This is a genomic window from Thermus amyloliquefaciens (assembly GCF_000744885.1).
Classification (GTDB): domain Bacteria; phylum Deinococcota; class Deinococci; order Deinococcales; family Thermaceae; genus Thermus; species Thermus amyloliquefaciens.
The window spans coordinates 825,592-837,698 of the sequence record NZ_JQMV01000003.1; the positions used below are offsets into that span (position 1 = coordinate 825,592).

The 12,107-nt window shown below is 67.6% G+C and carries 8 protein-coding genes and 2 pseudogenes; 9 read left to right on the forward strand and 1 reads right to left on the reverse strand.

Going from position 1 to position 12,107, the window contains the following annotated elements:
- The gene (locus BS74_RS04595) at positions 1-1,269 is read right to left on the reverse strand and encodes an NfeD family protein (protein WP_185747692.1); all 1,269 of its coding nucleotides are present in this window, start codon (positions 1,267-1,269) and stop codon (positions 1-3) included.
- A 46-nt stretch (positions 1,270-1,315) separates the two neighbouring features.
- Here BS74_RS04595 and aroE point away from each other — a divergent pair, with 46 nt between their 5' ends.
- From aroE to BS74_RS04640, 9 genes and pseudogenes are all read left to right on the forward strand, one after another.
- Entirely contained in the window at positions 1,316-2,110 is a 795-nt protein-coding gene (aroE, locus tag BS74_RS04600; RefSeq protein ID WP_038058841.1) for a shikimate dehydrogenase, read from the forward strand.
- Positions 2,111-2,690: pseudogene (locus tag BS74_RS12965) on the forward strand (IMPACT family protein).
- A 1-nt stretch (position 2,691) separates the two neighbouring features.
- Positions 2,692-5,192: pseudogene (gene polA / locus BS74_RS04610) on the forward strand (DNA polymerase I).
- Between the two features lie 135 nt (positions 5,193-5,327).
- On the forward strand, positions 5,328-6,629 hold the full coding sequence (gene glmM / locus BS74_RS04615; protein WP_038056494.1) for a phosphoglucosamine mutase: 1,302 nt from the start codon (positions 5,328-5,330) through the stop codon (positions 6,627-6,629).
- Positions 6,630-6,639: 10 nt separating this feature from the next.
- Positions 6,640-6,918, forward strand: coding sequence for a ribosome-binding factor A (locus BS74_RS04620; protein WP_038056496.1), 279 nt, complete (start codon positions 6,640-6,642; stop codon positions 6,916-6,918).
- Positions 6,906-7,304: an acyl-CoA thioesterase gene (locus tag BS74_RS04625; RefSeq protein WP_038056498.1), complete on the forward strand. Its 399-nt coding sequence runs from the start codon at positions 6,906-6,908 to the stop codon at positions 7,302-7,304. Before BS74_RS04620 ends, BS74_RS04625 begins: the two co-directional genes overlap by 13 nt.
- 10 nt (positions 7,305-7,314) lie before the next feature.
- A complete protein-coding gene (locus tag BS74_RS04630) occupies positions 7,315-8,559 on the forward strand; it encodes an aspartate aminotransferase family protein (protein ID WP_038056501.1) in 1,245 nt (414 codons plus the stop codon).
- A 1-nt stretch (position 8,560) separates the two neighbouring features.
- Positions 8,561-10,810: a ribonuclease R gene (gene rnr, locus BS74_RS04635; protein ID WP_038056502.1), complete on the forward strand. Its 2,250-nt coding sequence runs from the start codon at positions 8,561-8,563 to the stop codon at positions 10,808-10,810.
- A 357-nt stretch (positions 10,811-11,167) separates the two neighbouring features.
- Positions 11,168-12,103, forward strand: a complete 936-nt coding sequence (locus BS74_RS04640) for a DNA-methyltransferase (RefSeq protein WP_038056504.1) — start codon at positions 11,168-11,170, stop codon at positions 12,101-12,103.
- Positions 12,104-12,107: the final 4 nt, after the last annotated feature.

The following is a 12,107-nucleotide window of genomic DNA, read 5'->3' on the forward strand; positions in this document are numbered from 1 at the left end:
TCATTCCTCCAAGGCTTCCACCACCACCGTGGGCCCCCTCACCTCCACCACCCTTAAGGTGGTGCCCTTGGGCAGGAAACCCCGGTTAGCCACCACGTCGATGCGCTTGTTGCCGAAGCGGGCCACGCCCCCTGGCCTTAGGTCCGTGAGGGCCACCCCGATGGCCCCCACCTCCACCTCGTCCCCCGTGGCGTGTTCCGCGATGGTGCTTTCCAGCACCAAGGCCCTTGCCGGCCGGGTCCTGGGCAGGAAGCGAAAGACCAGGAGGAGGCCAAGGCCCAGGGCGATCACCGCGATGCCGATGACCATGAGGGCGTTCTCCCCGAAGGTGAAGTACACGGAGGCCAGGATGGCCCCCACCCCAAGGGCGCCCGCGACGCCGAACCCGGGGAAGAGGAAGGCCTCCGCCAGGAGGAGGGCCACCCCCAGGAAGAAGAGGATGAGCTCAAAGGCCCCGGAAAGCCCCGCGAGCCACCCCCCTGCGAAGTAAAGGGCCAAAAAGGCCAGGCCCAAGGCCCCCATGACCCCAAACCCCGGGGTGAAAAGCTCCAGGAGGAGGAGCAAAAGCCCCAGGGCCAGGAGGAGCCCGGCCACGGTGGAGCTGGTCAGGAACCGGGCCACCTGCACCCTGGGGCCGGGTTCCAGCCTTTCCGTCTCCAGGGCGTAGCCCCCCTGGCGCAGGGCCTCCGCCAGGCTTCCCGCCTTAAAGTCCGCCACCTTCAGCTCCACCGCCTTGTCGGCGGAAAGGGTGAGGGGCTCCCCCTTGGCGGAGAGGCCGGGGATTTCCAGGCTGGGGTCCACCATGGCCTCGGCCAGCTCCACCGGCCTGCCCCGGGCTTCCGCCACGGCGCGGAACTTGCCCTTGAGGGCGGAGATGACCTTCTGGTCCGCCGCCTGGGGTTGCTGCAGGGGCAGGGCCACCACCGGCAGGGCCGCCCCGATCTCCGAGCCCGGGAGCATGGCGATCTGGCGGCAGGAGAGGGCGATGAGGGCCCCGGCGGAAAAGGCGTTCTGCACCACGGCCAGGGTGGGGAGGGGGGTTTGCAGGATCCGGTCGGAGATGCGGATGGCCGCGTCCACCCGGCCCCCGGGGGTGTCGATGAGGAAGGCCACCCCACTGGCCCCCTCCCGTTCGGCCCGGTCCAGGGCCTGCTCCACGAAGACGGCCAAGGCGGGGTCGATCTCCCCCTGGATGGGGACAAGGTAGGTCCTTCCCAGGGCTAGGGGAAGGAGGAGCAAAAGGGCAAGGAGCCTTTTCACCGCCCTCATTCTATACGGCTTGGGCGGAGGAGTGTGGTGGGGTATCCTGAAGTCCGTGCTACGCCTGGCGGTGTTGGGCCATCCCATAGCCCATTCCCTCTCCCCGGCCATGCACCGGTACGCCCTGGGCTCCCTGGGCCTTAAGGGGAGCTATGAGGCCTGGGAAACCCCCCTCGAGGCCCTAAGGGACCGCCTGGAGCAGGTGCGCCAGGGCTACCGGGGCGTGAACCTCACCATTCCCCTTAAGGAGGCGGCCTTGCCCCTTCTGGACTGGGTCTCCCCCGAGGCCCGGGGCATAGGGGCGGTGAACACGGTGCTCTCCGTGGAGGGGAGGCTCTTGGGCTTCAACACCGATGCCCCGGGGTTCCTCCAGGCCCTCAGGGCCGGGGGGATCCCCCTGGAGGGCCCCGCCTTGGTCCTGGGGGCGGGAGGGGCGGGGCGGGCGGTGGCCTGGGCCTTGAGGGAGGTGGGCCTCGAGGTCTGGGTCTGGAACCGCACCGGGGAAAGGGCCTTGGCCCTGGCGGAGGCGTTTGGGTTGAGGGCCGTGCCCTTGGAGCGGGCTAAGGAGGCCCGGCTCCTGGTGAACGCCACCAGCGTGGGGTTGAAGGATCCGGGGGCCACGCCCTTGCCCCCGGAGTTCCTTCCGGCGGAGGGGGCGGCGGTGGACCTGGTCTACCGCCCCCTCTGGACCCGCTTTCTGCGCGAGGCCCAGGCCCGGGGGCTCAAGGTGCAGACCGGGCTTCCCATGCTGGCCTGGCAGGGGGCCTTGGCCTTCCGCATCTGGACGGGCTTCCTCCCCGATCCAAAGGGTATGGAGGAGGCGGCCCGCCAGGCCCTGGGGGAGGGGTGAATGGCCTACACCCTGGCGGCCCCGGTGGTCCATGAGGAGATCATCCAGAAGAGCCGCTTCCTCGCCAAGGCGGCCCCGGTGGCCTCGGAGGAGGAGGCCTTGGCCTTCTTGGCGGCCAACCGCGAACCCCAGGCCACCCACAACTGCTATGCCTACAAACTGGGCCAGCTGTACCGGTTTTCCGACGACGGCGAGCCCACGGGCACCGCGGGCAAGCCCATCCTCCACGCCATTGAGGCCCAGGGGCTGGATGGGGTGGTGGTCCTGGTGGTGCGCTATTTCGGCGGGGTCAAGCTGGGGGCGGGGGCCTGGTGCGGGCCTACGGGGGGTGGCGGCGGAGGCCCTGAGGCGGGCGCCCAAGGTGCCCTTGGTGGACTGGGTGGAGGTGCGCTTCCTTGTGCCTTTCCCCGAGGTGGGCCGGGTGCACGGGCTCCTCAAGGCCCGCGGCCTTGCGGCGAAGGAGGGCTATGGGCCCGAGGGGGTGCTCTTTGCCCTGCGCCTTCCGGAAGGGGAGAGGGAGGCCTTTTTGCGGGCGCTTTTGGACCTGACCCGGGGCCAGGCCCGGGTGGAGAACCCTTAGCATGGAGGCGATGCTGCCCCTCTTTGAACCCAAGGGCCGCCTCCTCCTGGTGGACGGCCACCACCTGGCCTACCGCACCTTTTTCGCCCTCAAGGGCCTCACCACCAGCCGCGGCGAGCCCGTGCAGGCGGTTTACGGCTTCGCCAAAAGCCTTTTGAAGGCGCTCAAGGAAGACGGGGACGTGGTGGTGGTGGTTTTTGACGCCAAGGCCCCCTCCTTCCGCCACCAGGCCTACGAGGCCTACAAGGCGGGCCGGGCCCCCACCCCCGAGGATTTTCCCCGGCAGCTTGCCCTCATCAAGGAGCTGGTGGACCTTTTGGGGCTTGCCCGCCTCGAGGTCCCGGGCTTTGAGGCGGACGATGTCCTGGCCACCCTGGCCAAGAAGGCGGAGGCGGAAGGCTACGAGGTGCGCATCCTCACCGCGGACCGGGACCTTTACCAGCTCCTTTCGGACCGCATCTCCATCCTGCACCCCGAGGGGTACCTGATCACCCCGGAATGGCTTTGGCAAAAGTACGGGCTTACGCCCTCCCAGTGGGTGGACTACCGGGCCCTTTCTGGGGACCCTTCCGACAACATCCCCGGGGTCAAGGGGATCGGGGAGAAGACCGCCGCCAAGCTGATCCGGGAGTGGGGAAGCCTGGAAAACCTCCTGCGGCACCTGGACCAGGTGAAACCCGCCTCGGTGCGGGAAAAGATCCTCAACCACATGGAGGACCTGAGGCTTTCCCTGGAGCTTTCCCGGGTCCGCACGGACCTGCCCCTCCAGGTGGACTTCGCCCGGCGCCGGGAGCCCGACCGGGAGGGGCTCAAGGCCTTTTTGGAAAGGCTGGAGTTCGGAAGCCTGCTCCACGAGTTTGGCCTTCTGGAAAGCCCCAAGGCGGCGGAGGAGGCCCCCTGGCCACCTCCTAAAGGGGCCTTCGTGGGCTTCCTTCTCTCCCGCCCCGAGCCCATGTGGGCGGAGCTCCTGGCCTTGGCCGCGGCCTCGGGGGGCGGGTCTACCGGGCCCCAAGCCCCTGGGCGGCCCTCCAGGAGCTGGGGGAGGCCCGGGGCCTCTTGGCCAAGGACCTGGCGGTTTTGGCCCTGCGGGAGGGCATCTCCTTGGTGCCTGGGGACGATCCCATGCTCCTCGCCTACCTCCTGGACCCCTCCAACACCGCCCCCGAGGGGGTGGCCCGGCGCTACGGGGGGGAGTGGACGGGGGAGGCGGGGGAGCAGGCCCTCCTCGCCGAAAGGCTCTACGCCAACCTCCGGGAGCGGCTAAAGGGGGAGGAGCGGCTTCTTTGGCTTTACGAGGAGGTGGAAAAACCCCTTTCCCGGGTCCTGGCCCACATGGAGGCCACGGGGGTGCGGCTGGATGTGGCCTACCTGAAGGCCCTTTCCCTGGAGGTGGAGGCGGAATTGAGGCGCCTCGAGGAGGAGGTCTTCCGCCTGGCGGGGCACCCTTTCAACCTGAACTCCCGCGACCAGCTGGAGAAGGTGCTCTTTGACGAGCTCGGGCTTCCCGCCATCGGCAAGACGGAGAAGACGGGCAAGCGCTCCACCAGCGCCGCGGTCTTGGAGGCCCTGAGGCATGTCCACCCCATCGTGGAGCACATCCTGCAGTACCGGGAGCTGGCCAAGCTGAAGGGCACCTACATCGACCCCCTGCCCGCCCTGGTCCACCCCAAGACGGGCCGGCTCCACACCCGCTTCAACCAGACCGCCACCGCCACGGGGAGGCTATCCAGCTCCGACCCCAACCTGCAGAACATCCCCGTGCGCACCCCCTTGGGCCAGCGGATCCGCCGGGCCTTCGTCGCCGAGGAGGGGTGGGTGTTGGTGGCCCTGGACTACAGCCAAATAGAGCTCCGGGTCCTGGCCCACCTCTCCGGGGACGAGAACCTCATCCGGGTCTTCCAGGAGGGGCAGGACATCCACACCCAGACGGCCAGCTGGATGTTCGGCGTGCCCCCCGAGGCCGTGGACTCCCTCATGCGCCGGGCGGCCAAGACCATCAACTTCGGGGTGCTCTATGGCATGTCCGCCCACCGGCTTTCGGGGGAGCTCGCCATCCCTTACGAGGAGGCGGTGGCCTTCATTGAGCGCTACTTCCAAAGCTACCCCAAGGTGCGGGCCTGGATTGAAAGGACCCTGGCGGAGGGGCGGGAGCGGGGCTATGTGGAAACCCTCTTTGGTCGCAGGCGCTACGTCCCCGACCTCACCTCCCGGGTGAAGAGCGTGCGGGAGGCTGCCGAGCGCATGGCCTTCAACATGCCGGTGCAAGGCACCGCCGCCGACCTGATGAAGCTGGCCATGGTGAAGCTCTTTCCCAGGCTGGGGGAGCTGGGGGCCAGGATGCTTTTGCAGGTGCACGACGAGCTGGTCCTCGAGGCGCCCAAGGACCGGGCGGAGGAGGTGGCCCAGGAGGCCAAGCGGATCATGGAGGGGGTGTGGCCCCTCAAGGTGCCCCTGGAGGTGGAGGTGGGCATGGGGGAGGACTGGCTTGCCGCCAAGGGCTAGGCGTCCCTGCAGGAGGCCCTCCCTGGGGTTCTGGTGGCGGCGGCCCACCCTGGCTTATCCCTTCCTTCCGGGGCAGGAGGGCTTGGCCGCCCCCAGGCTTTCGGAAAAGGCGGGCAGGCGCGTATAGTCTTTCCCATGAGGCGCTACTTCGGCACCGACGGGGTGCGGGGGGAGGCGGGCAAGCCCCCCCTCACCCCGGAGTTCGTCCTCAGGCTGGGCCAGGCGGCGGGGGCCCATCTCCGCCGGGGGAGCCCCAGGCCGGTGGTGCTCCTGGCCAAGGACACCCGGGAGTCCAGCGACCTTTTGGAGGCCGCCTTGGCCGCGGGGCTCATGAGCCAGGGGGTGCGGGTGGAGCACCTGGGGGTCCTGCCCACCCCCGGGCTCGCCTACCTGACCCGGCACCTCCAGGCCAGTGCCGGGGCCATGATCTCCGCCAGCCACAACCCCTACCAGGACAACGGCATCAAGTTCTTTGGCCCAGAGGGGGAGAAGCTTCCCGACCCCGTGGAGGAGGAGATTGAGGCCCTCTTGGAGGAGGAGCACCCCACCCGGGGCATCGGCACCGTGGGGGACTTCCGGGAGGCGGAAAGGATGTACCTGGACTTCCTCCTGGCCCACGCCCCGGACCTTTCGGGCCTTCGGGTGGGCCTGGACCTGGCCCACGGGGCCACCTACCGCATAGGCCCCAGGCTCTTCCAGCGGGCGGGGGCCGAGGTGATGGCCTTCTTCAACACCCCGGACGGGCGGAACATCAACAAGGCCTGCGGCTCCACCCACCCCGAGGCCTTGAGCCGCTTCGTGGTGGAGCTGGGCCTGGACCTGGGGATCGCCTTTGACGGGGATGGGGACCGGGTGCAGTTCATAGACCGGAAGGGGCGCCTTTTCCACGGGGACCACATCCTTTACCTGGCCGCCTTGGCCTATGGGGAAAAGGGGGTGGTGGGCACGGTGATGAGCAACATGGGCCTCGAGGTGGCCCTGAGGGAAAAGGGCCTTGGCTTCCACCGGGCGGCGGTGGGGGACCGGTACGTGCTGGAGGCGATGAAGGCAAAGGGGCTTTACTTGGGCGGGGAGCCCTCGGGGCACGTGATCTTTCTCCGGCACCACACCACGGGGGATGGGCTCCTCACCGCCCTCCTCACCCTGAAGGCCCTGAAGGCCCTGGGGGGGGACCTGGCCGAATGGTACGAGGCCTTGCCCATGTACCCCCAGGTGCTTTTGAACGTGCGGGTTTCCGACAAGAACCGGGTCATGGCCCATCCCCGCCTCGAGGAGGCGGTGCGGGCGGCGGAGGCACGCCTTGGGGGGTTCGGCCGGGTGAACGTGCGCCCCTCGGGCACCGAGCCTGTGGTGCGGGTGATGGTGGAGGCCAAGGAGGGGGCGGAGGAGCTGGCCAGGGAGCTGGCCGATCTGGTGGCCCGCCTGGACCGGGAGTAAGCTGAAGGTGGTGAGTTACGGAAGGGCCCACCTGGAGGAGCGCCTCAAGCGGGCGCTGGCCGAGGCCATCCATGGCCTGGAGGACCCCCGGCTTTTCCTCCTCACCGTGGAGGCGGTGCGCCTTTCCCCGGATGGCCGGGTGCTCACGGTGTACGTGGAGGCCTTCCAGGAGGAGGAAAAGGCGCTTTCGGCCCTGGAGCACGCAAAGCCCCGCCTCCTGGGGGCCGTGGCCCGGAAGGTGCGGATGCGCCACCTGCCCCGGTTGGAGTTCCTGCCGTGGAGAGCCTGACCCGGATCAAGGTGCGCTACGCGGAGACCGACCAGATGGGGGTGGTGCACCACTCCGTCTATGCCGTCTACCTGGAGGCCGCCCGGGTGGACTTCTTGGAAAAGGCGGGGCTTCCCTACCACCGGGTGGAGGCCCGGGGGGTCTTCTTCCCCGTGGTGGAGCTGGGGCTTACCTTCCGCGCCCCAGCCCGCTTCGGGGAGGAGGTCTGGGTGCGCACCTGGCTGGAGCGGCTTTCCCGGCGGGACCTCACCTTCCGCTACCGGGTGGAGCGGGAAGGGGTCCTTTTGGCGGAGGGCTTCACCCGCCACCTTTGCCAGGTGGGGGAGAGGGCCGGGCGCATCCCCGAGGACATCTACCAGACCTTGAGTGTGCTACACTTAGGGTAGCGTTTTGGGCATGAGCCACGACCCCTTTACCCTCTTTGAGCGCCACATCAATCCCGGCTTGGCAGGCTTGCTCCGCTTCACCGGTCTGGACCGGGTGGAGTCCCATGCGGAAGGCCCCTACGTTTGGGACACCACGGGCAAGCGCTACCTGGACTTTTTGGGCCTATACGGCACCCTGAACCTGGGCCACCGCCACCCCAAGGTGGTGGAGGCGGTGAAGCGGCAGCTGGACCGCATGCCCATGTCCGTCAGGGTGCTGGTGTCCGAGCCCACGGCCCGCCTGGCCGCCAAGCTGGCCGAGATCACCCCGGAGGGCTTGGAGATGGTCTTCTTCGGCAACTCCGGGGCGGAGGCGGTGGAGGCGGCCATCAAGCTGGCCCGGGCCTACACGGGCAAGCCCGGCATCGTCACCACCCAGGGGGGCTTCCACGGCAAGACCCTGGGGGCCCTTTCCCTCACCCCCAAGCCCGAGTACCAGGACCCGGCCAAGCCCCTGGTGCCGGGGGTGAAGGTGGTGCCCTACGGGGACCTGGAGGCCTTGGAAGCGGCCATAGATGAGGAAACGGCCGCGGTGATCGTGGAGCCCATCCAGGGGGAGGGGGGCATCCGGGTGCCCCCGGAGGGTTACCTCAAGGGGGTGCGGGAGCTCACCCGGGCGAAGGGGGTGCTCATGATCGCCGACGAGGTGCAGACCGGCCTCGGGCGCACGGGCAGGCTCTTCGGGGTGGACTGGGAGGGGGTGGCCCCCGACCTCATGACCCTGGCCAAGGCCCTGGGGGGCGGGGTGATGCCCATCGGGGCCTGCGTGGGGCGGAGGGAGGTGTTTGAGGTCTTCAAGGCCAACCCCCTTTACCACTCCTCCACCTTTGGCGGCAACCCCCTGGCGGCGGCGGCGGCCTTGGCGGCCATTGAGGTGACCCTCGAGGAGAACCTGCCGCAAAGGGCCCTGGAGATGGGGGGCCACCTCATGGAGGGGCTAAAGGCCCTCAAGGCCCAGTACCCCCACCTGATTGAGGACGTGCGGGGCAGGGGGCTGATGCTGGGCGTGGAGTTTACGGATGCCGACATCGGCGCCCTGGTGGTGGCGGAGCTGGCCGAAAGGGGGGTGATCACCGCCTTCGGGCTCAACAACCCCAAGGTGGTGCGCCTCGAGCCCCCCCTCATCATCGGCAAGGAGCATGTGGACGAGGCCCTTTCCGCCTTCTCGGAGAGCCTGAAGGCCACGGAGAAGGCCCTGGAGGGCCTCCTAGGATAGAATGCGGGAAACCTTACTGGAGTTTTTCAAGAAGACCGGCAGGCCCCACCGTCTGGAGGAGATCCTCAGGCGCTTTGGCCTGGAGAAGCGGGAGGCCAAGGCCTACCTGAGGGGCCTGGTGCGGGAAGGCCTTTTGGAGAAGAAGGGGAGCCAGTACTTCCTTCCGGCCCGGGTGCAGGGGCCCATCAGCCTCCACCGGGACGGGTACGGCTTCGTGCGGTTGCCGGAGAAGGACCTCTTCATCCCCCCCGGCCACACCCAGGACGCCTGGCCCGAGGACCTGGTGGAGGCCCGCCTCATGCCCCCGGGGCGGGACGGGAAGCCCTGGGGGGTGGTGGAAAGGGTCCTGAAGCGGGCCCGGGAGCGGGTGGTGGGTACCCTGGATTTCCGCAAGGGGTATGCCGTGCTCCTTCCCGATGAGCCGGGGCTTCCGGAGCTGAGGCTTCTTCCCGAGGGGCTCCACGGCCTCAAGCGGGGGAGCCGCATCGTGGTGAAGGTGCACTACGACCGGCGCCCCTACGGGGAGTTCCTGGAGTACCTGGGGGAGGGGGACGCCCCGGAGACCGAGACCGAGGCGGTCATCGCCAAGTACGGCCTCCGGGCGGAGTTCCCGGAGGAGGTGCTGCGGGAGGCGGAGGCCATTCCCCTGGAGATCCCCGAGGCGGAGCTCAGAAGGCGGGAGGACTTCCGCTCCTTGCGGGTCTTCACCGTGGACGGGGTGGACGCCAAGGACTTTGACGACGCCATCCACGTGGAGCGCCTGCCCAAGGGCTACCGCCTCGGGGTGCACATCGCCGACGTTTCCCACTACGTGAAGGAGGGTAGCGCCCTGGACCGGGAGGCCCTCCTAAGGGGGACGAGCGTCTACCTGCCGGGAAGGGTGTTGCCCATGCTCCCCGAGCGCCTTTCCAACGGGGTCTGCTCCTTGAGGCCCGGGGAGGACCGGTTGGTGCTCTCCGTCCTGGTGGACCTGGACGAGGACCTGGAGGTGAAGCGGGTGCGCTTTGCGGAAGGGGTCATAAGGAGCGTGGCCCGCCTCACCTACACCGAGGTGGAGGCCTTCGCCGAGGGGTTTGGCCTTCCCGAGGAGCACGCCTTTTTGGCGGAGGACCTGGCGCTCCTTCTGGACCTGACGCAAAGGCTTAGGCAAAAGCGCCTCGAGGCGGGGTCCTTGGACTTCAGCTTCCCCGAGGTGAAGGTGGAGGTGGAGGAGGGCACCCTGCACCTCCTGCCCCAGGAGGAGCCCAAGGCCAGGAGCCTCATTGAGGAGCTGATGCTCCTGGCCAACCAGAAGGTGGCGGAGCACCTGGTGCGCCGGGGGCTTCCGGGCCTTTTTCGGGTGCACGAGGAACCCCTGGAGGAGGCCTACGCCAAGCTCCGCCAGGCCCTGGCCCGGCTGGGCTATTCCCTTCCCGAGAAGCTTTCCCCCAAGGCCCTGCAGAAGGTGCTCCTGGAGGCCAAGGGCCGCCCGGAGGAGCCCGTGGTGGCCAACCTGGTCCTGCGCTCCTTGCGCCTGGCCCGCTACGCCTCGGAGAACCTGGGGCACTTCGGCCTGGCCATGGAGCACTACCTGCACTTCACGAGCCCCATCCGCCGCTACCCGGACCTGGTGGTGCACCGGGTGCTGAAGGCCCTCCTGAGGCGCACCCTCACCCCGGCGAAAAAGGCCAGGTGGCAAGGCTCCTTCCCCGCCATCGCCGAGCAGGCCTCGGAGATGGAAAGGAAGGCGGAGGCGGCGGAGCGGGAGCTCACCAAGTACTACATGGCCAAGTGGGCCGAGCTCCACTTGGGGGAGCGGTTTTTGGGCAAGGTGACGGGGGTGGCCCCCTTTGGGGCCTTCGTTACCCTGAAAAACGGGGTGGAGGGCCTGGTGCGCCTCGAGGCCCTGGGGCCCTACACCTACAGCGAGGAGGCTTTGGCCCTGCTGGGCCCCAAGGGCAGGCGGATCCGCCTGGGGGACGAGATGGAGGTGGTCATCGCCGCCGCCAACCCCAGGCTTAGGCAGGTGGACCTGGTGCCCTACGTGGAGAAAACCCCCGAGAAGGGGGGAGAGGAGAAGGCGAAGGAGCCAAGGGGGCAGAAGTCCAAGAAAGAGGAGGAGATCATGCGCAAAGTGGTGGGACCGCCCAAGGAAAGGCACCGCGACGACCGGCCCGAGCGGGCCACGGTGAACACCGTTTACTTCGGCGAGTGGCAGCCCAAGGAAGGGCAGGAGAAGCCCCGCCCAGGCCGCAGGAAGCGGCGCCGCTAGGGTCCCTTGCGGGCCAAAACCTCTTCGCGTGTCCGGGGAGAGCGCCGTCCAGGCCCTGGCCCGCCGGGACCGGAAGTGAGAAGGGAGGTACGCTTCCCCTAGCGCCTTGGTCATAGACCGTCCCTCCGTCAAGTCCAGGGAAAAGGGGGCCCCGCTGCTTCCCCGCAAGGGGAATACCTCGCGGAAGCGACGGGGCGAAAGGTGACGGAAACCTGGATGGATGTATGTGGGCATGATATGCTTGTTGGTAAAGTGGCTGGCCAGGGCCGCCTGAGGTGGGGTGGGAAGATTTGACGACAGTCTCTCATAGCGTACGAAGGTGGGCTACAAGGATAAGTTAGGCGCAAGGAGGGAGCTATGCTAATCAGGAATCCACTTGAGGCCAATGTGACAGGGACTATCTACTTTGCTGACAACCTTGAGGTTCTCCGGGCGCTTCCGGCAGCGTCTGTGGATCTGATCTACATTGATCCTCCTTTCAATACCGGGAAGGTTCAGAAGCGGACGCAGCTCAAAACGAGGCGTTCCCCCGAAGGGGACCGCGTCGGATTCCAGGGCCACCGCTACGAGAGCATCGTCGTGGGAAGCAAGCGCTTCAACGACTTCTTCGACGACTATCTGGCGTTCTTGGAGCCGCGTCTCGTCGAGGCATATCGCGTCTTGGCACCACACGGTTCCCTGTATTTCCACGTGGACTATCGCGAGGTGCACTACTGTAAGGTTCTCCTTGATGCAATATTCGGCCGCCGGTCCTTCTTGAACGAGATCATCTGGGCGTACGACTATGGCGGCCGCCCCAAGAACCGCTGGCCCCCAAAGCACGACAATATCCTGCTCTACGTCAAGGACCCATCGAACTATGTGTTCAATGTCGATGAGATCGAGCGCATACCTTACATGGCACCCGGTCTTGTGGGTCCAGAAAAGGCGGCGCGTGGAAAGCTCCCGACCGATGTCTGGTGGCACACCATAGTTCCAACCAACAGCTCCGAAAAAACCGGGTATCCAACACAGAAACCGCTCGGAATCCTTAGGCGCATCGTACAAGCATCCTCACGCCCAGGGGCCATCGTCCTCGATTTCTTCGCGGGAAGCGGTACAACGGGCGTAGCTGCGCTTGAGCTGGGACGGCGCTTTATCCTGGTTGATAACAACCCCGAGGCCCTCGCGGTTATGGCCAGGCGGTTCGAAGGCGTCCATGGAATCGAGTGGGTTGGGTTCGATCCGACGCCGTTCCAGAAACGCGAGGAGCAGCGTAGGCTGTTCTCGGCGCCGGCCGCGCCGGAGGAGTAACCGA